This window comes from Parabacteroides sp. ZJ-118 (genome assembly GCF_011038785.1).
Classification (GTDB): domain Bacteria; phylum Bacteroidota; class Bacteroidia; order Bacteroidales; family Tannerellaceae; genus Parabacteroides.
In genome coordinates this window covers 154,627-180,392 of sequence record NZ_JAAKDT010000001.1, presented here as the reverse complement: position 1 = coordinate 180,392, position 25,766 = coordinate 154,627, and the positions used below count along the sequence as shown (strand labels likewise).

Annotated in this window: 18 protein-coding genes and 1 tRNA gene; 14 read left to right on the top strand and 5 right to left on the bottom strand. The window is 54.6% G+C overall.

Features of this window, described 5'->3' with window-relative positions:
- Window positions 1-9 precede the first annotated feature (9 nt).
- A complete protein-coding gene (locus tag G7Y39_RS00760) occupies window positions 10-1,764 on the top strand; it encodes a RagB/SusD family nutrient uptake outer membrane protein (RefSeq protein WP_165154085.1) in 1,755 nt (584 codons plus the stop codon).
- A 375-nt stretch (window positions 1,765-2,139) separates the two neighbouring features.
- Here G7Y39_RS00760 and G7Y39_RS00750 read toward each other — a convergent pair whose 3' ends face one another.
- Together G7Y39_RS00750 and G7Y39_RS00745 are read right to left on the bottom strand one after the other, a co-directional pair.
- A complete protein-coding gene (locus tag G7Y39_RS00750) occupies window positions 2,140-2,652 on the bottom strand; it encodes a glucosaminidase domain-containing protein (RefSeq protein ID WP_165154084.1) in 513 nt (170 codons plus the stop codon).
- Window positions 2,653-2,702: 50 nt separating this feature from the next.
- On the bottom strand, window positions 2,703-3,161 hold the full coding sequence (locus tag G7Y39_RS00745) for a DNA-binding protein (protein ID WP_165154143.1): 459 nt from the start codon (window positions 3,159-3,161) through the stop codon (window positions 2,703-2,705).
- Between the two features lie 141 nt (window positions 3,162-3,302).
- Between G7Y39_RS00745 and G7Y39_RS00740 the strand changes: the two genes are divergently transcribed.
- Entirely contained in the window at window positions 3,303-3,524 is a 222-nt protein-coding gene (locus G7Y39_RS00740) for a DUF4248 domain-containing protein (RefSeq protein ID WP_165154083.1), read from the top strand.
- Between the two features lie 277 nt (window positions 3,525-3,801).
- On the opposite strand, the gene G7Y39_RS00735 is transcribed toward G7Y39_RS00740, so the two are convergent.
- Complete coding sequence (locus tag G7Y39_RS00735) at window positions 3,802-5,970, bottom strand: VapE domain-containing protein (RefSeq protein WP_165154082.1); 2,169 nt, start codon at window positions 5,968-5,970, stop codon at window positions 3,802-3,804.
- 122 nt (window positions 5,971-6,092) lie between these two features.
- On the bottom strand, window positions 6,093-6,449 hold the full coding sequence (locus G7Y39_RS00730) for a hypothetical protein (protein WP_206225129.1): 357 nt from the start codon (window positions 6,447-6,449) through the stop codon (window positions 6,093-6,095).
- Between the two features lie 240 nt (window positions 6,450-6,689).
- Between G7Y39_RS00730 and G7Y39_RS00725 the strand changes: the two genes are divergently transcribed.
- The 4 genes from G7Y39_RS00725 to G7Y39_RS00710 all read left to right on the top strand — a co-directional run bounded on the left by G7Y39_RS00725 (window position 6,690) and on the right by G7Y39_RS00710 (window position 13,792).
- Window positions 6,690-8,726 (top strand): LruC domain-containing protein, encoded by a 2,037-nt coding sequence (locus tag G7Y39_RS00725; RefSeq protein WP_165154081.1) that lies wholly within the window; start codon window positions 6,690-6,692, stop codon window positions 8,724-8,726.
- Between the two features lie 211 nt (window positions 8,727-8,937).
- Window positions 8,938-9,960: a low specificity L-threonine aldolase gene (locus G7Y39_RS00720; RefSeq protein ID WP_165154080.1), complete on the top strand. Its 1,023-nt coding sequence runs from the start codon at window positions 8,938-8,940 to the stop codon at window positions 9,958-9,960.
- Between the two features lie 7 nt (window positions 9,961-9,967).
- Window positions 9,968-11,854: an endonuclease/exonuclease/phosphatase family protein gene (locus G7Y39_RS00715; protein ID WP_165154079.1), complete on the top strand. Its 1,887-nt coding sequence runs from the start codon at window positions 9,968-9,970 to the stop codon at window positions 11,852-11,854.
- Between the two features lie 78 nt (window positions 11,855-11,932).
- Window positions 11,933-13,792, top strand: coding sequence for a ChbG/HpnK family deacetylase (locus G7Y39_RS00710; protein WP_165154078.1), 1,860 nt, complete (start codon window positions 11,933-11,935; stop codon window positions 13,790-13,792).
- 98 nt (window positions 13,793-13,890) lie between these two features.
- On the opposite strand, the gene G7Y39_RS00705 is transcribed toward G7Y39_RS00710, so the two are convergent.
- A tRNA-Met gene (locus tag G7Y39_RS00705) sits at window positions 13,891-13,962 on the bottom strand.
- Between the two features lie 150 nt (window positions 13,963-14,112).
- On the opposite strand from G7Y39_RS00705, the gene G7Y39_RS00700 reads away from it, so the two are divergent.
- From G7Y39_RS00700 to G7Y39_RS00665, 8 genes are all read left to right on the top strand, one after another.
- Window positions 14,113-14,706, top strand: coding sequence for a TetR/AcrR family transcriptional regulator (locus tag G7Y39_RS00700; protein ID WP_165154077.1), 594 nt, complete (start codon window positions 14,113-14,115; stop codon window positions 14,704-14,706).
- 16 nt (window positions 14,707-14,722) lie between these two features.
- Window positions 14,723-15,670 (top strand): 3-oxoacyl-ACP synthase III family protein, encoded by a 948-nt coding sequence (locus tag G7Y39_RS00695; RefSeq protein WP_165154076.1) that lies wholly within the window; start codon window positions 14,723-14,725, stop codon window positions 15,668-15,670.
- A 15-nt stretch (window positions 15,671-15,685) separates the two neighbouring features.
- Entirely contained in the window at window positions 15,686-16,432 is a 747-nt protein-coding gene (gene fabG / locus G7Y39_RS00690; RefSeq protein ID WP_165154075.1) for a 3-oxoacyl-[acyl-carrier-protein] reductase, read from the top strand.
- 1 nt (window position 16,433) lies between these two features.
- Window positions 16,434-17,108, top strand: a complete 675-nt coding sequence (locus G7Y39_RS00685; RefSeq protein ID WP_165154074.1) for an RluA family pseudouridine synthase — start codon at window positions 16,434-16,436, stop codon at window positions 17,106-17,108.
- Between the two features lie 148 nt (window positions 17,109-17,256).
- Window positions 17,257-18,423: an efflux RND transporter periplasmic adaptor subunit gene (locus tag G7Y39_RS00680; protein WP_165154072.1), complete on the top strand. Its 1,167-nt coding sequence runs from the start codon at window positions 17,257-17,259 to the stop codon at window positions 18,421-18,423.
- A complete protein-coding gene (locus G7Y39_RS00675; RefSeq protein WP_165154071.1) occupies window positions 18,420-22,907 on the top strand; it encodes a multidrug efflux RND transporter permease subunit in 4,488 nt (1,495 codons plus the stop codon). The genes G7Y39_RS00680 and G7Y39_RS00675 overlap by 4 nt, the downstream gene beginning before the upstream one ends.
- Before the next feature lie 286 nt (window positions 22,908-23,193).
- A complete protein-coding gene (locus G7Y39_RS00670) occupies window positions 23,194-24,663 on the top strand; it encodes an MBOAT family protein (RefSeq protein WP_241159925.1) in 1,470 nt (489 codons plus the stop codon).
- A gap of 27 nt (window positions 24,664-24,690) precedes the next feature.
- Window positions 24,691-25,638 carry a hypothetical protein gene (locus tag G7Y39_RS00665; protein WP_165154069.1) on the top strand — a complete coding sequence of 316 codons (948 nt, stop codon included), beginning with the start codon at window positions 24,691-24,693 and terminating at the stop codon, window positions 25,636-25,638.
- The last annotated feature ends 128 nt before the right edge of the window (window positions 25,639-25,766 follow it).

Below are 25,766 nucleotides of genomic sequence, written 5' to 3'. Positions count from 1 at the left end.
CATAGAATTATGAGACAAAAATATATAGCTTTATTGGCTTGCGCGTCTTTATTGACTTTAGGGGCTTGCGGAGAAGACTTCCTGTATAAGGCTCCGCAAGGCGCGATTGATAAAGAGGCATTGACAAATGCGAATGGTGTGGACTTGCTGGTGACGAACGCTTACGCGAACTTGACGGAGAATGGCTGGGGAGCTTCCGTTTTCAACTGGACATTCGGTGGAATGTACGGCGGCGATGCCAACAAAGGATCCGACAGCAACGACCAGTCCATCTTGAACACGTTGGAAATGTACAATATGCTTCCTTCCAACGGATACCTGAATGAGAAATGGGAATGGGTGTATAAAGGAGCGAAGCGTGTGAATAACACATTGCAGATCATTCCGGACGTCACGGATATGCCCGAGAACGTAAAGAACACCCGCGTCGGCGAGTTGAAATTTCTCCGCGCCCTGTTCTATTTCGAGGGTATCAAGGTGTTTGGCCCCCTGATCCCGTGGGTGGATGAGACCATCGAGGAAAACAACCCGTTGGTGCATAACGACAAGGACATTTATCAGAATGTGCTCGCGGATATAGACGACGCGATCTCGAAACTCCCGGAGACCCAGGATATGGTGGGCCGTGTCAATGTCTGGGCGGCGAAAGCCTTGAAGGCGAAAATCCTGATGCAAAAAGGGGATATGGCTTCCGCGAAACCTATTTTGAAAGAGGTGATCGAGAACGGCAAGACTTCGAATGGATTGGCCTACGGCCTGGAGAATGATATGAACGCGAACTTTGATTCGTTCAGGGACAACGGTAAAGAATCGATCTTCGCGATACAGTTCTCCGTAGACGCGAACGACAACGGCAATTCAGGGATGTCTCTGTGCTATCCGCATGGCGGATCCGGCAATCCCGGAGGCTGTTGCGGATTCTATCAGCCCTCCAGCGAGTTGGCCAACTCTTTCAAGGTCGACGCGAACGGCCTGCCCTTGTTGGATAACTCGTATCGCGCGGGCGACCCGGTTTCCTATCGCAACAGCAGTACGAACCCGGAGGATCCCATTGCCTTGAATAACGAGGAGATCGCGGTGGATCCTCGCCTGGATTTCGCTATCGGACGTTTCGGTATCCCCTACAAGGATTGGGGCGAGCCTAAGAATGGATGGGTACGCGACGCCGCGAACGGTGGTATCTATCTGCCGAAGAAACATGTATACTCAAAGGCGGAAGAAGACGCGGGCTTGGCCAGCGGAGGAATCAGCGGAGGCTGGGCTCCGGGTTCCGCGATGAATCTGCAATATTTGAGCTTGCGCGATTGCATCTTGATGTACGCGGAGTGTCTGGCCAACGATGGCCAGTTGGCGGAGGCGATGTCTCAGGTGAACAAGATCCGTGCCCGCGCGGGTTTGGACGTGAATATCATCAAGAAAGATGGCAAGCCGGCGGCTCATTACAAGATCGCCGAATACCCCGCTTCTCACGCGGCCTTCTCAGACAAGAGCACCTGTATCAAGGCCGTTCGCATGGAACGTAAGCTGGAGTTGGCGATGGAAGGTCAGCGTTGGTTTGATTTGCAACGTTGGGGAGGCGATTATATGGCCGCGACGCTCAAGGACTATGTGGACTTCGAGAAGGGCTACTTGGCTAAATTCTCCACGGCCTCTTATTTGCCGGCGGCTAAGACCATGTTCCCGATTCCGGATCAGCAGATCTCGACCATGGGTAACGACGAGAACGGTAATCCGTATCTGGTGCAGCCCGGTCCTTGGAAGTAATTTCCCGCGGGGCGGACTTAAAAAAAAGAAGGGTGTATCCAATCGGGGCGATTGGGTACACCCCCGCTTTGTATGAGGACCGCTCAACCCCAGTACTTCAGGAGGCACCCGGCGCATCCCGCTATCAGGAGGGTGTAGCCGGAGATGCCCAGCCAGTCCGCCCCGGGGGGCGGCGGGGCGGCAGGGAATCGCGGTGGCGGAAAAGCGTCAGCGAGGCGCCGATCGCCGCCAGCGTCACCTCCGTCTCCCGCATGAGGAGGGAGAGGAGGGCTAACAGGAGCAGGAGCAGCGCCGGTAGCGTCTGTCGTTTCGGGAACAGGGGGATGCTTCGGGAAGATGACCCGGAGGAGCGCCGTGAGGCAACGGATGATGAGTTCAAGGTATTTCATTTTTGTTGACAGTTGATGACAGAGGCGGCATCTGACCGCCCTTTGGGTTGACGATTGATAGTCGCTCGCTGATTTTCCGGCAAAGCTGGACGATCAGCTTGCGATAAGCCTCCCGGTTGTCGCCGTTCACCTCGCTGATGTAGGGGCTGTAGGCGATCTCCTTGGCGAAGGCCGCAGGGTTGGCGCTCATGTCGGCCGCCCGGGGATAGGCCGAGCGAAGCAGGCGGCAGTAGTCCATGAACGAGCACGTATCATCGGGGTAGACCCGGAAACGCAGCGAGCGGGACGACAGCTCCGTCCACCGGCCGGTCCACCACGCGTTGGGCGGGCCGTAGGCCGTGATGCCGAAAAAGTTGTGATACTCCCGGCTGAGCGTACTCTCGCCCCAACCGCTCTCGAGGGCCGCCTGGGCCAGGATCACCACCGGATGGATCCGGAACGCCCGGCCGGCCTCCCGGGCCAGCGGGGCGTATTCGCGTAGAAAAGTAGAAATCTCCATGTCGCTTAATTTTCAATTCGCTGTTTTTTCAATGCTCCATTCGCGGGCCCTTAGACATCGTCCGGAGTCTCGGGCGCGTCTTCGTCGCCGCCCGGTAGCGCCTCCCCGTTCGAGTACTCGGTGTACTCGCGGAGCTTGGCCGCCAGCTTGAGCGAGCTGCTGGAGAGGTTGCCCGTGGCGCGGGCGCGGAGGCGTACGCCGGTGATGTTGCCCTGCGTGGAGAACTCCTCCGGAGTGGCGGCCCCCTTCGAGCGGATGCCCACGCTGAAGATGCCCAGGTCGTCTATCTTCACGTTCTTGCCGTCCATCAGCAGCTCCTTGATACAGTTCACCATGTCCTTCAGCATGCCGTGGATGGCGCCGGTGGAGTAGGGGGTGTTGTGGGTAGACATGTGCTCGGCCAAGGCGGCGATGTCTACTGTCTCCTCGCATACGGCACGGGCATACCACTTGTTGTAGGCTGCCGTGTTCTTCTCGTTCTTGTTTTGATACTTCTTGTAACGGATCATAATGGTTGTTTTTTGATGTTGACGCAAAGGTACGACGAGGGTCGGGGGGCTTTGTCGCTTTGGGTGACTTCGGGTGATTTCGGGTGACTTTTTTTTCTGAAAAAAGATGGATATTTGCCGGAAAATCACTACCTTTAGGCTATGGAAACGACATTCAAGATACGAGCTTACGGGCGGATGGAGCTGGCCGAGGTCTACCTGCCCGACCTGCATCCCCGATCGGCCCACCGCAAGTTGCAACACTGGATCGCGCTCTATCCCGGCCTGCCCGATCGACTCCGATCGCTGGGCTACCACGAGGGCGAGCGAGTCTATTCGCCTGCCATGGTGCGGGCCATCATCGAGTCGCTCGGCGAACCGTGAGAGCCGGCGGTATCCGGCTGGAATAGGGAGGCTAAGTCACTGGAATCCATCTCGTTTTCCATAGACTTGGCGCCCTGTCCCATGGGGTTTCCGGGCGGCTCTCCGTGAGCGACGAAGGGGGAGGGTAGGGCGCAAAGGGCGCATCTTTACGACCTTTATAAAAACTTTTATATATATATAAATTTACATCGTACTTACACAGTAAGATGAATATTTTTATATATATATATTTTTTAGCGGAGGTCTTGTTTTTGCGCCCTTTGCGCCCTGGCTCCTTTTAGGAAGGCGGCGTTGATCCCGGCTTATCCTTCTGATCCTTAGTGTTTTCAGGTTCATCCGGGTCGCTGTTCTCCTTCTCCTGCTCAGGGCGCAAAAAATTGGCTTTTACCTGTTCCGACGTGATCTCCGTGATCTCGAAAAGGCGTTTTCCGTTCGATTTTACGAGCCTAAAATCGTGTTTTTTCAGCACCTTGCTCAACGTGAGTACACCGGAACGCGTCGGCGTAACACGCGAAACCATACTTATTTTCGTCATAATATCGCTCGCTGTAAGATACTGTGGCGTGTCGGAACGCTCCGGTTTGCGGAAGTAGGTGAAGAGCAATTCCTCCTCGGGGCTTCGCTGGCGGAAGGTCTCGTTGTTCTTGTTGATCCTCCGGATATCGTCGTCGGCGAACCAGTATTTCTCGCCCCGGCGGAAAAGGGCGTAGGCCTGGGCGTAAATGTCGGCGTGACGTATGGGCGACTGGTAATCGATCCGCGTGGCCTCGAAGCACAGGAAGCGGCGAGACTCGCTGTCGTCCGGCAGCGAGTGCAGGTCGTTCACCGTGGCGGCGAAGGAGGCGCGGCGCATCTGCGTCTCGGCGTAGCGCCCGTAGGGACGGCGCTGGTAGATGACTCCGTTGGAGGCGAGCGCCTTGAGGCGGCTCAGGTCGGCGTAGCTCTGGCCGGACATCTCGTCGATGACGATCAGGAAGCAATCCGCCATCATCTGCTTGAAATCCTTGCTGTACGGGTCGACATTGCCCGTGAAAAGATAATCCCGGAGCTCGGGCGGCACGAGGTTCCGCAGCCACGAGGTCTTGCCCAGTCCCTGCCCGCCGACCAGCAGCAGGATGGAGTGGTTCTCCTGCCCCGGCTCCGTGGCGCAAGCCACCGCGGCGATGATCCAGCGCCTGAGGCACTCCCGCCAGAAGTCCGGCCGGGTCGTCTTCACGGTATCGGCCAGCTGCCCGATCCAGTCGGTCACCCCGTCCCATGGGGGCAGCTTCTCGAAGTAGTCGCGGAAAGGATCGTACGTCTCGCTGAAGTCCGACTGCAGGATGGAGCGTATGTCGTTCAGCGTGCAGATGTGACCCGCCTTCTGGAGATTCCGCCAGAGCGTGTTCACCCAGTAGTCGTTCACCGCGTTGAAAACCATTTTCGAGCCGTTCCGCCTCTTTTTCACGGCTACCTCCACGTACCCCTTCACCTCGTTCTTCCGGGTCTGGAAACGCTCGGATATGTACGCCTCCACGGCGACCACGTCCACCGAGCCGCGGCCCCGGGACGCGCCGCCGCCCTTCTCGATGGCGTGCTGCTCCGTGTGGCTGTAGGCGTTCTTGATGGCGGCCAGGCGCTCCTCCGCCGGCAAGTCGGCGAAGGCGGTGGAGGCGTACGCCTCCATCTCGCCCTGCTTCACGCCCAGCCGGTTCGCCCGGGTGGCCATGACGAAGATGAAGTTGTTGCGGTTGCCCTCCGCGTAGGCTCCTTTCCGCTCGGCGGTCCGGCGGGCCTTCTCCAGCGGCGAGGCCACTCTCCTTTTCCTCGCCCCGGAAGCCGCGTCGTCCTCCTCCGCCTGCTTCCAGGTGAGGGGGAGCGGGTCGAGCCCCTCCGGCAGCTCGCCCGTACCCTCCAGCCAGGGGCGGTAGGCCGGCGCGAGGTACAGGTCGGGATCGTCCGACACGAAACAGAGCCGCCCGATGTCGCTGCCCGAGGTATCCAGCCTCACGCCCAGCCGGGCCGCGTACCAGCGGCTCACGGCCTCGTAGACCCTGCGGTGATTGCCCGGCGTGGCGATCTCTTCCGTGGCGGCGTAGGCGATGAGTTTCGCCCCGTCGCCGCTGGGGCTGCGGAAATAGGCCACGGTGTAGGGCGCCTCCGCGGCGAGCGGGGCGATACGCTTCAGCTCCTGTTCCCCTACATGGTCGATGTCGAGTATCACCAATTGGTTATAGCGGGTGATGTGGGGGTCGAGGCGCTTCCCGGAGTAGGTGGCCTGCGGGGTGAAGGCGGGCAGCATTTTCTTTTGGTTGGCGGCTCGTTCCGTCTCGCCCGCCGCCAGCGATTCCCGTATCTCGCCGACGAGCTGCCTGTAGGTTCCTCCCCGGATGTTCTCCAATACGCCCGTTAGCGAGGCGTCTCCCTTGTATCGCCCGAAAAGGGCGAATAATGAAATTTTTATCATACGATAGGTTTTAAAGTGATTAAAAAAAAGCCAGTTTCTCTGGCTTGACGGCGCTAAGGTAGGGAGGCGTTTTGGAACGCCTCCCAAGTTTTAACTTTTGTTATAAAAAACGGGAAAGCCTCCTATTCCCGCATTTTCCCGAATTCCTCCTGCACCGCGGAGAGGATGCTCCGGAAGCGCCTTGGCTCCGAGCAGCCGTCGGGGCGAATCTCGAACACCTCCTCCAGCGCCCGTACCATGGCTTCCCGGTTCGGCCTCCCGTTCACCCGGAACCGGTGGTCGTTGAGGATGGGCATTATCAGCCGCACGAAGTCTTTCGTGGAGCCTATGTAGGTGATCTTCTCCAGTTTGACCAGATTCTCCTCCGGCTGATAGCCTTTTAGCGAACTGTGCAGATGCTTGATCTGCTTATTCAACTCCATCCCTGCTTTGTGGAAATTCTCAAAACTCTCCAACAGTCTTTTCGTGCTGAGGATCACTTCTTTAAAAGGTACTTTTTTTTCATTTGATAGACATTAAACTTTAAAAAGCGGCAAATATAGACCATTTGCGTGATAATTCCGCGCTGTAAGCGAAAATCGCACGCGAAGTGGTCTTTTTTTTGAGCTATGTCAAAAAATAGATCCTCAAAAAAATTTTGTACAAAAAATTTGTATAAATTGTTTTTATGAAGTAACTTTGCTGGGTGAAAAATAAGAGATCAAAACAATATCCGTAATATGAGAGCTAAATTTATCGTCCTTACAGGAATGGCATTCGCTCTGACACTGCTGAGCGGATGTATGGAAGACGACCTTTTCAAAGGCGAAGAAGAAAAAGAAGAGGAGAAAGTCGTGGAGGAAGGGGAAGAGAAAGACTTCAATACCTTCGATTTCTCCACTGTGAACCCCGCTACTACCCTCGAGGTGGCTTACTTGAACACCGGCGTGAAAGCCCGTGTCTATTTTGAGCTCTACGATGTGATGCCTGTCATCGAAAACAAGTACAGCTACAGCAAACGCCCCGATGTTACACCCCTCTTTGCCGCCTACACCAACACCGACGGCGTGTTCAGAGACAACGTCTCTCTGCCCGCTTACCTCAAGAAGGTGTATATCTACTCCCCCGCTTTCTACGCGCGCACCCTGATAGAGGCGGACGTGGTGAACGGAAGCATCAAGGCTACCGACGCGGTGGAGGTGAATCCCGGAACAAAGTCTGTCACCAGAGCCGGAAAAAAGTATGACAGTTATGACAGTTACATGGTGATGGAGGGCAAAGTCCCGGAGGCATATAGAGGCAACCGCTGGAAGACGTTTTTGGAAGGAGGCTATAACGGGATGGGATTTGTCAAATACGAAGGTAAGCTCTCTGATGAAATATTGCGTATAGGAGAAGAGGATGTTGACGACTTATATGTGGCACACTCTAGTGTCATCGATGTTAACAAAACCTGTCCTGACGGGTACCGCCGCTACACGGATTTTAAAATCGACGAAAATGCCAAACTGGCAGTGACCTTCCTCGGACAGAACACCTGCTGGAACTGTTCCTTGGGCTACTATTATTACAGGGATGGTAATGCGCCTAAGAGTCTGAACGAGGCAAATGTCATCATGCTCTTCCCCAACACGCAAGACGGAACATGGAAGGGTCGGCAGGATGCGTGGGATACGAGAGGTATCGAGCGTGGAACCGTTGCGCAGTTGAAATTTTATGGCGATAGCTACGAGAAGGAGAATGAAACCGACACATTCCCAGCGGGTTATCGCATCGGGTTTGTCCTCGCCAACAACGCGTGGTCGAACCGCATCCCCGAATTTAATGGGGACAAGAAATACCGCGCCGCGACCTCCGAAGGCCTGAGTGTGGATAATAATGGCAATCCCTATGATAAGCCACGCACCGCTGCCTATAAATACAAGGAGTACAATATGATCTCCTTTGAAGATCATACCGATGACCAGAACTTCAGCGACGTGGTCATCACCATGACTTCCAATCCCGAGAATGCCATTACCAATGTTCCCACGGTGGAACCGGACGATCCCAAGCCCGTTTTTCGGAAAGGCTTTTACGCCTTTGAGGACCTGTGGCCCTCCGAGGGAGACTACGATATGAACGATGTCGTTGTGCGCTACGACTACGAGCAGGAGCTTGGCGACGAGAACAACCGCGTCAAAAGCGAGTCGTTTATCTTTACGACCTACCAGAACTGCGCTACCCTCCAAAACGGGCTTGCTTTCCGCGTGGAGCCTTCGGACACACCCACTGCGGTGAAGGGCTCCATCTGTTTAGATCTGGACGGAGGAGGGGTGTTTACCGAAGCAAACTTCACCGAGGAAACAGACGGGAACGCAAAGGTGTACCTGCTGACCGAAGACGTCAGCACCGACATGGGAGCCACATACAAGGTGACGTTTGAGTACGATCACCCCGTCGCCCCGTCGTCCAATGTCGACCCTTTCATCTACCGAAACTCAGGAAAATCTGGTAAGCGCTGGGAAGTACACCTTACCAATACAGCACCCACCTCGAAGATGGATCCTGACTACTTCCATACGGGATCGGATACCTCCGATCCTGAGATCGGTAGATACTACGTGCGTGATCGTAACTACCCCTTCGCCATCTTCCTGAGCGGCGCCACCCCTGAGAACGTAGAGAAACTGTTGGATCCCCAAAACGAAAGCAAACCCATCGACGAGCTCTACCCCGGCTACAGCGAGTGGGTGGAGAGCTATGGAAATGAAAATGCCGACTGGTACAAACACTAATGGAGCTCCGGAAAGAATATCGGACCGGATACTACCCCTCATATCACACCCCAAGGCTCCCCATGCCACACGTGGAGCCTTGGGGTGTGGCGTGTTTCGTGAACGGGGCGTGGCGGCCGCGCCGCACGCTTCGGATAGCGATAAAAAGTGGCCCGAGATGGGCTGTTTCTCATCTGAAATCCGTATTTTTGACGAAAAATCAGATTGAAAGATGAGAAGTTTCGCGAGTGACAACAATTCCGGCGTGCATCCCCGGGTAATGGATGCGATCATCAAGGCAAATGATAATCACGCGGTTGGATATGGTGATGACCCCTGGACAGAGGCCGCCGCGGGTAAGCTGCAGGAGGTGTTCGGCAAGGAGGCCTCCCCTTTTTTCGTGTTTAACGGGACGGGGGCGAACTCCGTGGCCCTGCAGGCCGTGACCCGTCCGTTTAATAGCATCCTCTGCGCCGAGACCGCTCATATCAACGTGGACGAGTGCGGAGCCCCCGCGCGCATGACCGGTTGCGCCATCGTCACGATCCCGACGACGGACGGCAAGCTGACGCCGGAGTTGATCCGCCCCCGGCTGACGAACTTCGGGGTCTGCCACCATTCGCAACCCAAGGCCGTCTATATCTCGCAGGTATCGGAATTGGGTACCGTCTATACGATCGAGGAGGTGAGAGCGATCGCGGACCTGTTGCATGCATACGGTATGTATCTGCATATGGACGGGGCCCGCCTGGCGAATGCCTGCGCTTACCTGAATTGCTCCATGCGCCAAGTGACCGTAGACGCGGGCGTGGATATCTTGAGCTTTGGCGGCACGAAAAACGGTATGATGATGGGTGAGGCCGTGGTCTCGTTCCGCCCGGAGGTGACGGAGAACCTGCGGTTTTACCGGAAACAGTCCGCTCAGCTGGCCTCGAAGCTTCGTTATCTCTCCGCCCAGTTCGTCCCCTATCTGGAGAATGACCTCTGGCTGGAGAACGCCAAGAAGGCGAATAGCAGCGCCGCCAAGCTGGCGGACGTGCTGCGGCGATACCCGGAGATCCGTTTTACGCAGAAGATCGAGTCGAACCAGCTCTTCTTCACGATCCCTGCCGAGGCGTTGAGGAAGTTGCGAGACAACTATTTCTTCTACATGTGGAACGAGGCGATAAACGAGGCCCGCCTCGTCACCTCCTGGGATACCTCCGACGAGGATATCGCGGCGTTCGAGCACTCCTTGAAAGAGATATTCGGGTAAAAGGCAGATGGGTATGAACATGAGATCGGATCGTATGAGGAGATGGTTTGTTTGGGCGATCGTCCTGATCGGATGGCTGCCCGTAAATGGGGCGCCGGCCCGGCAAAGCGACGATGCCGGGCGGAATACGTTGCGCATCATGAGCTATAACATCCGCAACGGAAGGGGCATGGATGGGGTGACGGACCTGTCGCGTATAGCGGAGGTCATACGTAAGGTCGCCCCCGACGTCGTTGCCATACAGGAGGTGGATAGCGTGACCGGGAGAAGCGGCGGGGTCGACGTGCTCCGGACGCTGGGAGAACGCGCCTGGATGTTTCCTACCTACGCCCCCGCCATCGACTTTGATGGCGGTAAATATGGGGTGGGGATGCTGAGCAAGGAGAGGCCGCTGAGTTACCGCTATGTGGCCCTTCCCGGACGGGAGGAGGAACGGGTCTTGCTGTGGGTCGAGTTTGAGCGATACATCTGCTGCTGCACGCACCTCTCCCTGACGCCGGAAGACCGGATGCGCTCCTTGCCGATCCTGCGGCGGGAAGCCGCTTCCGCGCGGAAACCCCTGTTTATCGCCGGAGATTGGAACGCTACGGCTCCGTCTCCCTTTATCGCGGGAATCGGCGAGGATTTTCAACTGTTGAGCGATCCGGAACAGGCTACATTCCCGGCCTCCACACCGGATCGCTGTTTGGACTATATAGCGGGGTATGTAAAGCATGGACAGCCCTTTACCCGCTTGTCCGCATGGGTTCCCGAAGAGGCGGTGGCATCGGATCACCGCCCGGTCGTGGCGGAGGTCCGCCTGAAGGCCCGGCCGGAAGAGATCTTTTACGCGGCGCCCTATCTCCAAAATCCTACGGAGGGCGGCATAACGGTGATGTGGCAGACGCGTGTCCCGACCTATAGCTGGGTGGAATATGGCACGGATACGCTGAACCTGAAGAGGGCCCGCACCCTCGTGGATGGCCAGGTGATATGCAACGGCTTGCACAATAAGATCCGGCTGACGGATCTGCGGCCGGGGCAAACCTATTACTACCGGGTCTGCTCGCGGGAGATCACGCTTTACAAAGCCTATCAAAAAGCGTTTGGCGAGACGGCGGTATCGCCGTTCTACACGTTCACGATCCCCTCCGCGTCTCAAACGGATTTCACGGCCTTGATCTTTAATGACCTGCACAAGCGTCTCCCGACCCTGGACGCCTTATACGGGCACGTGCGTGATGTCCCGTATGATTTCGTGGTATTCAACGGGGATTGCATAGACGATCCTACCTGTGAGGAGGAGGCTTTGTATCATTTGGCTTATTTCTGCGGCAAGGTGGGCGCCAGCGGGGTACCCGCTTTCTTCCTGAGAGGCAACCACGAGATCCGCGACGCGTATTCGATCGGCCTGCGTGCCCTGTTCGACTATGTGGGCGATAAGACGTATGGGGCGTTCAACTGGGGAGATACCCGCTTCGTCATGCTGGATTGCGGCGAGGATAAGCCGGATAGCACGGCGGTTTATTATGACCTGAACGATTTCACCGGTCTCCGGAAGGATCAGGTGGATTTCCTCTCGGGAGAAGTAAACGGCAAGGCGTTCAAGCAAGCCTCGAAGCGGGTTTTATTGAACCATATCCCGGTCTACGGGAACGGGGACGCCTATGAGCCTTGTCCGGAGCTTTGGGGTAGCCTGTTGGCGAAAGCCCCTTTCAGCGTGAATATATCGGCCCATACGCATCAATACGCTTTCCACCCGAAAGGCTCGTTGGGCAACAACTTCCCGGTGGTCATAGGCGGAGGGCCCGGGCTCGACTCGGCTACGGTGATGGTGTTGCGGAAGAAAGGGAACGAGATGCGTGTACGCGTGTTGAACGCGAAAGGGGAGACCTTGCTGGACTTGAAATTATAGTTCGGCGCGGTGGCGACGGCAGGATCGTCGGAGGGAGCCCGACGCGGAGATTGTGTATTACTTAATTTTATCAATAGCATGAAGACTTTGAATGTAAAAAGAATCCTTTGCGGCTGTTTATTCTGCGCCGCTACATGGCCGGCATTCAGCCAGCCTGTCACGAATCCCCGCCTGATCATCCGCGCGGATGACATGGGGTCGTTCCGTTCCGCCAATAAAGCGTGTATGGAGGGGTATAAGAATGGGGTGGAAACCTGTATAGAGGTCATGGTGGTCACCCCGTGGTTCCCCGAGGCCGCCCGGATGCTGCGGGAGAACCCGGGCATAGATGTCGGGCTTCACCTGACGTTGACCAGCGAATGGGACAACGTGAAATGGCGTCCGCTGACGCATTGCCCCAGCTTGACCGACAGCAATGGCTATTTCTTGCCGATGATGGGCCCGAATCCCGCCTACCCGGGTCTCTCCATCCGGGAGAATCAATGGAGCCTGGCCGAGATCGAGCAGGAGGCCCGGGCCCAGATAGAGATGGCCTTGAAGAACATTCCCCACATCAGCCATATCTCCGGCCATATGGGAGCGACCGGCTTCGATCCGGAGGTGGTGAAGCTGATGCGCCGCCTGTCCGAGGAATATCATCTGCCGGTCGTGGATCGGGCGGAGGCGATGAAGGAGTACGATTTCTCCTATTCCGGATACGATGGCGCCTCCAAGACCCCGGCCGAGAAGGAGGCCAGTTTCATCCGGATGCTGGATAAGCTGGAACCCGGCAAACGCTATATGTTCTTGGATCACCCGGCCTTGGACAATGAGGAGATGGAGACTGTCGGGCATATCGGCTACGAGAACGTGGCGATGGACCGTCAGGGCGTGACCGATCTTTTTACCAGCCCGAAGGTAAAGCAAGCCCTGAAGGATAAGCACATAGACCTGATCAGTTATAACGACCTGACCAAGGAGCTCCCGCGCGGGGAAGCCTCGAAAGCCTTGGATAAGGCGTTCGGCAATTATCTGCGGGCGGTGGAAAAGGCGGATCAAGACTTGCACAGTATCATGATCCTCCAGCATGGAAAGGTCGTGAAAGAGCAATGGCTGGGAGAGGGCGATCGCCATGTGCCGCACGTCTTGAACTCCGTTAGCAAGACCTTTACGGCCACGGCTATCGGCTTTGCCGTCGCCGAGGGTAAATTGAAGGTCACGGACAAGGTGATCTCGTTCTTCCCCGACCAGTTACCGGCCGAGGTAAGCCCTTACCTGAAAGAGCTGGAGATACGTCACCTGTTGACGATGTCCTCCGGCCACGATGTCGATCCTACCGCCTTGGTGCGGCAGAAGGGGAACGAGAACGCCGATTGGGTAAAGACTTTCCTCTCGGCGCCGCTGGTGCATAAACCGGGAACCTATTTCGTATACAACAGCCTCGGTACGTATATGCTTTCCGCCATCCTCCAGCAGGTGACCGGCGAGCAGGTGATCCATTATCTCTATCCCCGCCTGTTCCGTCCGTTGGGTATCGTCGGCGCTACTTGGGCGGAGAGTCCCCAGGGCATCAATTGCGGCGGTTGGGGCTTGTATCTCAAGACCGAGGACCTGGCGAAAATGGGGCAGTTCTTCCTGCAAAAGGGAAAATGGAACGGTGAGCAATTGCTCCCCGAAAGCTGGATAGAGGAGGCTACCACGTCCAAGATCGCCTCTTTGCCCGCCGGGATGAGACCGGAGAACGTGAAGATGAAACCGAAAGATAGCGATTGGTTGCAAGGCTACGGCTACCAGATGTGGCGTTGCCGCCATAACGGCGTTCGTGCCGATGGCGCCAACGGACAATACATTATCATATTGCCCGAGCGCGACGCGGTGATCGCCATGACGGCGAATATCGGCGATATGCAGGCCGAGATCAACCTGATCTGGAAATATATCTTGCCCGCCTTGAGGTAGGGGACATAAACAATACGTCCGGGAAACCCCTGGAGGGTCCCGGACGCAAGACTATGACAAATTTTTTGGTTAAAAAAGGCGCACATTCCTCGTGCGCGTTGCGGAGGCAAGACTCGAACTTGCGACCTTTGGGTTATGAGCCCAACGAGCTACCACTGCTCCACTCCGCGATTTTGCAAACCACTCATCGAATATTTGCTGCAAAGGTAGGACTATTTTCTTACAAAACAAATTTATCGCAAGTTTTTTTTAATATACTTGGTAAATACGATCTTTTTTAAGTACTTTGCGCACAGTTTTAATCAAAATGTGCAATACAAATGCCGATAACAGTTTCTAAAACACGTGACATGCTGGTGGATGTGGCCAGACAATTGTTTGCTCGCATGGGGGTTGATAACACGACGATGAACGATATTGCACAGGCATCTCGTAAGGGGAGACGTACGCTTTATACGTACTTCAAAAGCAAGAACGAGATCTATTTGGCGGTGGTGGAGTCGGAGCTGGACCAGCTTTATAAGATGCTGGTGGACGTGGCCGGCAAAGATCTGCCGGCGGACGAGAAGTTGCTGACGTTTATCTATAGCCGCCTGGACGCGGTAAAGGCGTTGGTGTTTCGCAACGGTACGTTGCGGGCTACGTTCTTCCGCGATATATGGCGCGTGGAGAAGGTGCGCAAGAGCTTCGACCTCCGGGAGGTGGAGATCATCAAGGGAATATTGGACGATGGCGTGAAGGACGGCATATTCAGCATGCCGGACACGGACATTACCGCCCTCGTGCTTCATCATGCCTTGAAAGGACTGGAGGTGCCCTATATCCGGGGGATCATGGGTGATAATATCAGCCAACGGATTAAACGTAGAGACAATGTGATGAATTTGATATTCAACGGAATAAAGATTAAGTAAATCAAAGAAACGAAGGATGTTTATTAATGCGACAGGGTTTTATGTACCTGAAGGACGGGTAGATAACCAACATTTTCTTGAATTGAGCGGGTTGACGAGTGAGTGGATTGAGCAACGGACGGGTATTCATACCCGGTCGAAAGCGAGAGTGGAGGAGAATATCAATACCATGAGCCTTGAGGCCGTGAAGGACGCGCTGCCTAAATTGCCTTACGATATCACGGAGGTAGACTTGATCATCTCCGCTTCGTATTCTCCTTATGATACGGTCGCGACGGCCGCGCATACGGTTCAACATGCGTATACGCTCGCTGGCGCGAAGGCTTTATACCTATCCTCGGCCTGCTCTTCTTTTTTGAATGCCTTGGAGGTCGTGGAGGGATATTTCGCCATGGGGAAGGCTACCAAGGCCTTGGTGCTTTCCGCTGATAAGAACTCCGCCTATTATGATGAGACGGATCCGAAGGCGGGCCATTTATGGGGCGATGCCGCCGCCGCTTTCTTTCTCTCCAAGGAGCGGATCGGTGAGGGCGACGCTGAGATCCTGGAGGTCTACACGCAAGGCCTCGGCCATTTGTCGAAGGCGATGGAGGCGGTTCACTTGCGCCCGGGCGATGGGGGGATCTCTATGCCGGAGGGACGTGACGTGTTTATCCAGGCTTGTACATATATGCCTAAGAATGTCCTCCTTTTGCTGGAGAAGAATGGGTATACGCTGGATGACCTTACTTACTTCATCGGCCATCAGGCGAATATGCGTATCATGGCGAATATCGCCAAGCAATTGGACTTGCCGGATGAGAAATTTTTGCACAATATCGAGGAGCTGGGAAATACGGGTTCCGTAAGCTCGGCCTTGGTATATGCCCAGAACGATACGAATTTCAAGAAAGACGACTTGATCGCTATCACGGTATTCGGCGGTGGCTATTCAACGGGAGCTTGCTTGATTAAATATGGATAATAAAATTTGAGTAATATGAAACTATTAGAAGGAAAAGTGGCTGTCGTAACAGGCGCCGCTCGTGGTATTGGCAAGGCGATCGCCTTGAAGTTTGCCCAAGAGGGCGCTAACATCGCTTTCACGGATCTGGCGATCGATGAGAATGGCCGGGCTACGCAGGCCGAGATCGAGGCCTTGGGCGTAAAGGCCAAGGGATATGCTTCCAACGCGGCTAATTTTGAGGAGACGCATAACGTGGTGACCGAGATCGTGAAGGATTTCGGACGTATCGATATCTTGGTGAACAACGCCGGTATCACGAAAGACGGCTTGATGATGCGTATGAGCGAGGGGCAATGGGACGCTGTGTTGAACGTGAACTTGAAGTCCGCTTTCAACTTTATCCACGCTTGTACCCCGGTCATGATGAAGCAGCGTGCGGGTAGCATTATCAATATGTCTTCTGTCGTAGGTGTTCATGGCAACGCCGGACAAGCGAACTACTCCGCTTCCAAGGCAGGTATGATCGGTTTGGCCAAGTCGATCGCCCAGGAGCTGGGTTCGCGCGGCATCCGTGCGAACGCGATCGCCCCGGGATTCATCATCACGGATATGACCGCTCAGCTGTCGGAAGAGGTACGTGCCGAGTGGTGCAAGAAGATTCCTTTGCGCCGTGGCGGTACGGTGGAGGATGTGGCTAATATCGCTACCTTCTTGGCTTCGGATATGTCTTCTTATGTATCCGGGCAGGTTATTCAGGTGGATGGCGGTATGAATATGTAACATGGAGGTTATTTACGAGGATAATCATATCATAGCGGTAAATAAGACCTGCCGTGAGATCGTGCAAGGCGACAAGACGGGCGATAAGCCTCTCTCGGAGATGCTGAAGGCATGGCTGAAGGAGAAGTACCGCAAGCCCGGTAACGTTTTTGTCGGTGTCACGCACCGTCTGGATCGCCCGGTGAGCGGAGTCGTGATTTTCGCCAAGACAAGCAAGGCCCTCTCTCGCTTGAACGAGATGTTTCGCGTTGGAGAGGTGCGAAAGACCTATTGGGCGATCGTCAAGAACCGCCCCCCGCAGGATGAGGGTGAGTTGGTGGATTGGCTGGAGCGGGACGAGAAGCAAAATAAGAGTTATGCTTATGATACTGAGCGGCCGAATGCCAAGAAAGCGATCCTGCGTTATAAATTGATCGCCCGTTCGGATCGTTATTGTTTGTTGGAGATCGATTTGAAGACGGGGCGGCACCATCAGATCCGCTGTCAGTTGGCGAAGATGGGATGTCCGGTCAAGGGGGATCTGAAGTATGGTTTCGATCGTTCCAACAAGGATGGAGGCATTGGCTTGCACGCTCGTAGCGCGGAGTTTATCCATCCGGTTTCGAAAGAGAACGTGCGAATTGTCGCTCCCGTCCCGGACGATAATTTGTGGAAAGCGTTGTCGGTTGATCAATAAGATAATAGAAGAAGATCTAATAGCTATGGAATCCTTTCGGATGGAAAAAACATTTCATTCGAAAGGATTTTTATTTTGAAACGTAGAGACTTCCACGGCTGGTCGTGGTTTTTTCTTAAACAAATGTAACACAAATAATATAGGTAGAATGAGTAGGAGAAGATTGGCAAAAGTACAGGTTATCTGGATAGTTCTTGTCGTAGCGATGACGGGCTGCCGCCATAAGGAAAAGCAGCGATTGCCCATCGTGATCGTAGACAAACCCTCAAAGGAAGACGTGCGAATTTACGGCGAGTATGTGGGGAGTATCCGTGCCGCCAGCTTTGTCGAGGTTCATGCCCGTGTGGAGGGATTCTTAGAGAAAATGTTGTTTGCGGAAGGTAAGCGGGTGAAGCAGAACGAACCCCTGTTCCGGATTAATCCCGATAAATATCGGGCCAGGGTAGAGAAAGCGAAAGCCCAATTGAAGAAAAGCCAAGCTCAAGCGGCCAAGGCCCGCCGTGATGTGGAACGCCTGAAGCCGTTGTACGAGCAACACGCCGCCAGCCAGCTGGATTTGGATAACGCCACGGCCGCGCTGGAAGATGCCGAGGCGAATATCGCCATGAGCCAGGCGGATCTGGATCAGGCGGAGATGGAGTTGAGCTATACGGTGGTGACCTCGCCACTGTCGGGTTATATCAGTGAGCGTTTCGTGGATGTGGGCGCTCTGGTGGGCCCGGGTGTCAATTCGAAATTAGCGGCTGTCGTGAAGAGCGACACGGTGTTGGTCGATTTTAAGATGACCGCCTTGGATTACCTGCGTGCCGAGCGTCGTAACGTGAAATTTGGCGAGCGGGATACGACCCGTTCTTGGCAGCCTACCGTGACGGTTACCTTGGCGGACGACTCGGAATACCCGGTAAAAGGTATCGTGGACTTCGCCGATCCGCTGGTGGACCCGAAGACCGGTACGTTTGGCGTTCGTGCGGAACTATCCAACCCGAACCGGAAGTTATTGCCCGGACAGTTCACGAAGGTGAAGCTCCTGCTGGATGTCCGCGAGCGTTCGATCGTCGTCCCCCGGAAAGCCCTCTCGATCGAGAAAGGAGGTGCGTTCATCTATGTCATCCGTAGGGACGATATCGCCGAGAAGCGTTTCGTGCAGACCGGCCCGGAGATCGGCAACAAGGTCGTGATCGAACGGGGCTTGGGAGAGAACGAACGAGTCGCGGTAGAGGGGTATCATAAATTGGCGCCGGGTATGCAGGTGCATGCGGTAGAGGCCGGCGACGAGAAGGCTATCCAAGCGCTTAGAGAGGAGGAAGGGCGATGAACCCGGGATTCTTTATAGATCGTCCTGTCTTTTCGACCGTCTTATCGATACTGATCGTGATTGTCGGAATCATCGGACTGGCATTGTTGCCTGTAGACCAATATCCGCAGATTACGCCGCCCGTGGTGAAGATCAGCGCCACGTATCCGGGAGCGAGCGCCCTGACAGTGTCTCAAGCGGTCGCTACCCCGATCGAGCAGGAGCTGAACGGTACGCCGGGTATGATTTATATGCAAAGTAGCAGCTCGAACTCGGGTAGCCTGAATATCACGGTGACCTTCGACGTATCCGCCGACGCGGACTTGGCGGCTGTCGAGATCCAGAACCGGGTGAAACTGGCCGAGAGCCGTCTGCCCGCCGAGGTGATCCAGAATGGTATCACGATCGAGAAGCAGGCACCCAGCCAGCTGATGACCTTGAGCTTGATGTCCGACGATCCGAAGTTTGATGAGATCTATCTGAGTAACTTCGCCACGATCAACGTGTTAGACGTATTGCGCCGTATCCCGGGCATAGGCCGTGTATCGAATATCGGTAGCCGTTATTACGGTATGCAGATCTGGGTATATCCGGATCGGTTGGCTAATATGGGATTGACGGTAAAGGACTTGCAGGATGCCTTGAAAGACCAGAACCGGGAATCGGCGGCGGGCGAGCTGGGTAAGCAACCTGTGCTGGACGTGGATGTCACCCTGCCTATCACGGCTCCGGGACGTTTGTCTACGGTGAAGGAGTTTGAGGATATCGTGGTGCGGGCAAACCCGGATGGCTCGATCGTCCGGATGAGCGACGTGGCCCGGGTATCGCTGGAGGCCTCCTCCTATTCTACGGAGAGCGGGATCAACGGGAAGAATGCCGCGATCTTGGGTATCTATATGTTGCCGGGAGCGAACGCGCTGGAGGTCGCTACGGCGGTGAAAGAGGCGATGAAGGATATCAGCGAGAACTTCCCGGAAGGCTTGGCGTATAATTTCCCGTTTGATATGACGGAGTATATCTCCCAATCTGTGCACGAGGTGTATAAGACCCTGTTCGAGGCCCTCTTCCTGGTCGTTCTCGTGGTGTTCCTCTCGTTGCAGAATTGGCGGGCGGCCTTGATCCCGACGATCGCTGTCCCGATCTCCTTGATTGGTACGTTCGGTTTTATGTTGATCTTGGGCTTCTCGTTGAATATGCTTACCTTGCTGGGATTGATCTTGGCGATCGGTATCGTGGTGGACGACGCTATCGTGGTGGTGGAGAACGTGGAGCGTATCATGGCCGAGGAGCGTCTGACCGCCCGTGAGGCTACGCATAAGGCGATGCGGGAGTTATCCGGTGCCTTGATCGCTACCTCCATGGTATTGGCCGCCGTGTTCGTGCCGGTGAGTTTCTTGGGGGGGATCACGGGGCAGTTGTACCGTCAGTTCTCCGTTACGATCGTGGTCTCCGTGTTGTTGTCCACGGTAGTGGCCTTGACGTTGAGCCCGGCGATGTGCGCCATCATCTTGCGCCCGTCTCCTAAGCGGAAAGCGTTTATTTTCCGCAAGATCAATCTGTGGTTGGCGAAAGGAAATAAGAGATATACGAAGTTGTTGCGTATCTCCATCGCGAATCCCCGCCGTATCTGGGTCGGGTTCGGGATGGTGCTGGTGGCTATCTTCGTCTTGAACCGGGTGTTGCCTACCAGCTTTATCCCGGAGGAGGATCAAGGATTCTTCACCGTAGAGCTAGAGATGCCCGAGGGTACTACCTTGGAGCGTACACGTGCCGTGACAGACCGTGCGATCGAGTTCCTCGACCATCATCCGGCCGTGGCCTACGTACAGAACGTGACGGGTAGCAGTCCCCGTGTCGGTACGAATCAAGGGCGTGCGACGCTAACGGTGATCTTGAAACCGTGGGAAGCGCGTAAATCCTCCGGTATGCAGGTGGAGGACGTGATGGCCGATGCCCGCCGGGAATTTTATTATTACCCCGAGGCTAAGTCGTACGTGAACCGTCCGCCGGTAATCCCGGGCTTGGGCGAGAGCGGTGGCTTGGAGATGCAGTTGGAGGCGAGGGGAGACGCTGGCTGGGATCATCTGGTAAGCGCCACGGATACCTTCCTGTATTACGCCTCGCGAGCGCCGGAGCTTCAGGGCGTCTCTTCCGCCATGCAGAGCGAGATCCCGCAGTTGTATTTCGACGTGGATCGCGACCGGGCGAAGTTCCTCGGCATTCCCCTGTCCGATATTTTCTCGACCATGAAGGCTTATCTGGGCTCCGTATACGTGAACGACTTCAATATGTTCAACCGTATTTACCGTGTATATATCCAAGCGGAGGCGCCTTATCGGGCTACCCGGGATAATCTGGATTTGTTCTTCGTGCGCGGCAAGGATGGGGCGATGGTTCCATTGACCGCCTTGGGTACGACTCAATATACGACCGGCCCGGGAACGATCAAACGTTTCAATATGTTCACCACGGCCTCGATCCATGCTGTAGCCGCCCCAGGATACAGTACGGGGGAGGCGATGGCGGCGATGGAACGGATCGCCAGGGAGCATCTGCCCGAGAATATCGGTCTGGAGTGGAGCGGCCTTTCCTATCAGGAGAAACAGGCCGATGGGCAGACCGTTTTTGTCTTGGCGTTGGTGTTTTTGTTTGTCTTCTTGTTCTTGGCGGCTCAGTATGAGAGCTGGATCGTGCCGATCGCCGTATTGCTTTCCTTGCCGGTCGCCACGTTGGGTGCCTGCTTAGGGATCTGGGTGACGGGGCTGGAGAACGATATCTATTTCCAGATCGGTCTGGTAACCTTGATCGGGTTGGCGGCGAAGAACGCCATCTTGATCGTCGAGTTCGCCAAGGTGCAGGTGGATAACGGGGTGGATGTGGTGAAAGCCGCTATCCATGCCGCCCAGATGCGTTTCCGCCCGATCTTGATGACCTCGTTGGCTTTCGTGTTGGGTATGCTTCCGATGGTGTTGGCCAGCGGGCCGGGCTCGGCTTCCCGCCATAGTATCGGTACGGGCGTATTCTTCGGTATGCTGGTGGCGATTACGGTAGGTATCGTGTTGGTCCCCTTCTTCTTCGTCTGGATCTATAAGATAAAGGGGAGGATACGGATGGGACGTATCGCTCAAAAGAAAACAGTGGTAACCGTGGTGTGTGTCGTCTCTATGCTGGCGCTCCCTTCCTGCAAGATCGGAAAGCGGTACGCGCGTCCGGAGTTGAACCTGCCGGACCGGATCGAGGCTTATACGGATACGGCCGATACGACATCCGTGGAGAATATCCCTTGGGAGAGCCTTTATGCCGATGAGACCTTGAGGGATCTGATCCGGAAGGCGCTGGAGACGAACAAGGATCTGAAGATAGCCGCCGCTAAGGTGAGGGAGATGATCGCCGCCCGGCGGATCTCTTTCGCGAATAGGCTGCCGGAGGTGGGAGCGAATATCTACGCGCAAAAGGAACGCTTGAACTATGGAGGGGATGATCCGAAGCCCGATCCGGAGTTCGGGGCGAAACTGGCTTTGTCTTGGGAATTGGATTTATGGGGCAACCTCCGCTGGGCGAACGAGGCGGCCATCGCTTCCTATATGCAGACCGTGGAGGGCCGGCGTGCCTTGCGATTGACCATCATCGCCGAGGTAGCCGCCAATTATTATCAACTTTGCGCCTTGGACCAAGAGTTGTCGATCGTGCAACAAACCTTGGACGCACGTCGTGAGGGTGTCCGCTTGGCGAAGCTCCGGTATGAGGGCGGGCTTACCTCCGAGACGGCTTACAACCAAGCCCAAGTGGAGTTGGCCCGTACCGAGACCTTGATCCCCTCGCTGGAGCGCCAGATCAAGATCAAGGAAAGCGACCTCAGCATGCTGCTGGGCGAGTATACGGATGATATTCCCCGTGGCCTCTCGTTGAGCGACCAGCACTTGCCGGATGCCTTACCGATCGGCTTACCGTCTTCTTTGCTGGAGCGGCGGCCGGATATGCGCCAAGCGGAGTTTAAGCTTCGGGCGGCGAACGCTCAAGTGGGTGTGGCGCAAACGGACTTATTCCCGAAGATCCGTTTGACAAGCAATTACGGTTTCGAGAGCGATGAGTTAAGCGGTATCTTGAAGAGTCCGGCAGGTTTCATCGCCGGAAGCCTGTTGCAGCCGATCTTCGCCATGGGGAAGAACAAGGCGAGAGTGAGAGCGGAGAGGGCTCGTTACGAGCAAGAGGTCTATCGTTACGAGAAGAGCGTATTAGGCGCCTTCAAGGAGGTGAACAACGCTATCGTGACCGTTCGCAAGGTGAAGGAGATCCGTGCCTCCCGCGTGAATCTGGAAGCATCCGCCAGCAAATACCTGGAACTCGCCCAATTGCAATACATCAACGGTGTCATCAGCTACATGGACGTGTTGGACGCCCAGCGCGGCTTGCTGGACGCCCAGATCGGCTTGAACAATGCCGTGTTGGATGAGTTGCTGTCGGTGGTATATCTGTATAAGGCTTTAGGGGGAGGGTTCCGATAGCGCGATTTGTATCCAACTTTTCCCCTTGTTTGTTTCTTGCGTGTTTATCGAGGAAGCCTTATCTTTGTGACGTTTTAGTGATATGACGTAGAAGCGTTTCGATATTATCCTGTTCTGGAATCTGGACAATTTCGGCTAACCAGGATAATAGGCAAATGGTTCCTGCGCTTATGTTTGTTATATATGCCTGCCCGTGATGGGTGGATTGTATACTTGCATAAGGCGTGGGACTATTGTTCTATTATTGGTTAGCGGGCAGTCCAGAGCCTCAGAACAGTGATAGACGATGGTTCCCACGCTTTTTTTATTTATTAAAAGACCTACCGGAGGGGACAGGGAGGTAGTGGATATTATGCTGTTCAACTCGATCGCTTTCCTGTTGTTCTTCCCGTTGGTATGTGCGGTTTATTTTGCTTTACCGTCGTTGAGGATCCGTAATTTGTTCCTGCTTGCCGCTAGTTACTATTTCTATATGAACTGGCAACCGGTCTATGCCTTGCTATTGTTGACCAGTACGGTGATCACTTATTTGGCGGCCCTTGGTATCGGATATTTCGAGGAGCGGGCAAAGAAGCGTCTGTGTTTGGTTGCCAGCTTGGTGCTTAATCTCTCGATCCTCTTCTTCTTCAAGTACTATAATTTCGCGGCCATGAATCTTTCCGTCTTTCTGGAAGCGTTTGGCTGGGCGGTAGATTTCCCGAGATTCGATATGTTGTTGCCGGTCGGGATTTCCTTCTATACCTTTCAAGCGTTGGGCTATTCGATTGATGTGTACCGGAAGGTGACACCGGTGGAGAGGAATTTTTTTACCTACGCCTTGTTTGTCTCTTTCTTTCCTCAGCTGGTGGCAGGACCGATCGAACGCTCCACGAACCTATTACCCCAGTTCAAGGAGAAACATGCCTTTTGTTATGAGGATGCCATGGCTGGTTTTCGGTTCATGCTTTGGGGGTTCTTCTTGAAGTTGGTACTGGCGGATCGTTGCGGGTTGTATGTGGATGCGGTATTTAATAACGTGGCGCATCACGATGGAGGGTCTTTCTTGCTGGCCTCCCTTTTCTTTCCGTTTCAGATCTATGGCGACTTCGCTGGTTATTCCTTGGTAGCTATCGGTGTGGCTCGTGTGATGGGGTTCCGGTTGATGGAGAACTTCCGTCGGCCTTATTTCGCCGCCAGCGTGACCGAGTTCTGGAGGCGTTGGCATATCTCGCTTTCCACGTGGTTCAAGGATTATATCTATATTCCGTTGGGAGGGAACAGGGTGGGGAACCTTCGCTGTTACTTCAATGTGTTGGTTACTTTCGTGATCAGCGGCTTATGGCATGGCGCGAATTGGACTTTTCTTGTTTGGGGAACGCTTCATGGCGCGTTGCAATGCGTGGAACGTATGTTTGGGTTCCATCGGGCAAGATGGAGTGGTTTCGCTCGTTTCCTGCATGTGTTTGTCACGTTTTGTGTGGTGAGCTTGGCATGGGTGTTTTTCCGTGCGAACAGCCTTTCGGACGCGTTGACGATCCTTGGCGAGATCTTTACCAATATGGCGATGCCTTATCTGAGGCTTGCTGACTTTATGGCGATCGCTATCGCTTTGTCCGTGTTGTTCGCGAAGGAGGGTATTGATGAGTTTGGGTGGCAGGTACGTATATCCGAGTCTCCCGTATGGTCGGTACGCCATCTGTATATGGTGGCGATGATCGCTTATATCCTTCTGTTTGGGGTGTTGAATGGCGATCAGTTTATCTACTTTCAGTTTTGAGGTCATTAACGTAAATGTATAGGGAAAATGAGACAATTGATAGTTAGTTTTATCGTAGTATTGACTGGTGTGTTTGTCGTAGATCGCGTGGGAGGCCTCTGTATGGGTTGGGTAAATCAACATACCTCCGATATAACCGCTCCTAAGATCAGGTATTTGGTGAATGATGTGGATGAGGACGTCGTTTTGATGGGGACTTCCCGTTGCAATTTCCATTACGTGCCTTCTATCATCAGCGACTCATTGGGTATGAGCGTGTATAATGGCGGTATAGATGCTTCCGACAATATATTCGCCCACTACTGGGTACTGAGTCAAGTTCTCTCTCACCATACGCCCAAGATGGTATGCTTGGAGTTGATGGACAATGATTATAAGATCCAATCGAACCCGTTTAATACGATCAGTTTCTTCGCTCCCTATTACGGGTATGACGAGCGTGCAGATTCCGTTTTCCGCTTGGCCGGCACACATTGGGCGTACGAGGTATCCCATCTTTATCGCTACAACGCGAAGGCGGTATCCAATTTGGCCGGCTTGCTCGTAAACCGACAGGCTAATGAGGACCACGGTTACTTGCCCGGGCCTGAACCCGTCCGTTTCCCCGATGAGCTGGAGTATGACGAGACCCGTACAGATGCGGATAGTTTGAAACTGGTTTATTTGCGCAAGTTCATCTCACTCTGCGAGGACCGGGCGATAAGATTGGTATTTATGGTATCTCCCCGTTATAGTCAAGTTGGTATGGATAAATACGATGTGCTGAAAGCCGTGGCGGCCGAGCATGGCATCCCTTTCTTTGATTATCACACCAGAGGTCTTTTTCTCAATCACCCCGAGTATTTCAAGGATGTGGCACATCTTTGGGACAAAGGGGCGAGAGCTTACTCCGCTATCTTCGCTCACGACTTGCTTCTTTCATTCGAAATGCCTTCGCTTTCCCGAAAAAAAGCCCTTTCGTTCCGGCGAGAATAATTCATCCGGATGCATATCCATTGATTCCTTTGAACGATTCCATTGGATTACGAATGGGTTCTGACGGGTTTACGATGCCTATTCATGGCGGTTGACAACCCTATTCATGGCGGTTTATACGGCCCGAC

Coding starts and splice junctions, on each gene's coding strand:
- G7Y39_RS00760 (WP_165154085.1), top strand. CDS start 10: ATGAGACAAAAATATATAGCTTTATTGGCTTGCGCGTCTTTATTGACT.
- G7Y39_RS00750 (WP_165154084.1), bottom strand. CDS start 2,652: ATGGAGATTTCTACTTTTCTACGCGAATACGCCCCGCTGGCCCGGGAG.
- G7Y39_RS00745 (WP_165154143.1), bottom strand. CDS start 3,161: ATGATCCGTTACAAGAAGTATCAAAACAAGAACGAGAAGAACACGGCA.
- G7Y39_RS00740 (WP_165154083.1), top strand. CDS start 3,303: ATGGAAACGACATTCAAGATACGAGCTTACGGGCGGATGGAGCTGGCC.
- G7Y39_RS00735 (WP_165154082.1), bottom strand. CDS start 5,970: ATGATAAAAATTTCATTATTCGCCCTTTTCGGGCGATACAAGGGAGAC.
- G7Y39_RS00725 (WP_165154081.1), top strand. CDS start 6,690: ATGAGAGCTAAATTTATCGTCCTTACAGGAATGGCATTCGCTCTGACA.
- G7Y39_RS00720 (WP_165154080.1), top strand. CDS start 8,938: ATGAGAAGTTTCGCGAGTGACAACAATTCCGGCGTGCATCCCCGGGTA.
- G7Y39_RS00715 (WP_165154079.1), top strand. CDS start 9,968: ATGGGTATGAACATGAGATCGGATCGTATGAGGAGATGGTTTGTTTGG.
- G7Y39_RS00710 (WP_165154078.1), top strand. CDS start 11,933: ATGAAGACTTTGAATGTAAAAAGAATCCTTTGCGGCTGTTTATTCTGC.
- G7Y39_RS00700 (WP_165154077.1), top strand. CDS start 14,113: ATGCCGATAACAGTTTCTAAAACACGTGACATGCTGGTGGATGTGGCC.
- G7Y39_RS00695 (WP_165154076.1), top strand. CDS start 14,723: ATGTTTATTAATGCGACAGGGTTTTATGTACCTGAAGGACGGGTAGAT.
- fabG (WP_165154075.1), top strand. CDS start 15,686: ATGAAACTATTAGAAGGAAAAGTGGCTGTCGTAACAGGCGCCGCTCGT.
- G7Y39_RS00685 (WP_165154074.1), top strand. CDS start 16,434: ATGGAGGTTATTTACGAGGATAATCATATCATAGCGGTAAATAAGACC.
- G7Y39_RS00680 (WP_165154072.1), top strand. CDS start 17,257: ATGAGTAGGAGAAGATTGGCAAAAGTACAGGTTATCTGGATAGTTCTT.
- G7Y39_RS00675 (WP_165154071.1), top strand. CDS start 18,420: ATGAACCCGGGATTCTTTATAGATCGTCCTGTCTTTTCGACCGTCTTA.
- G7Y39_RS00670 (WP_241159925.1), top strand. CDS start 23,194: ATGGTTCCCACGCTTTTTTTATTTATTAAAAGACCTACCGGAGGGGAC.
- G7Y39_RS00665 (WP_165154069.1), top strand. CDS start 24,691: ATGAGACAATTGATAGTTAGTTTTATCGTAGTATTGACTGGTGTGTTT.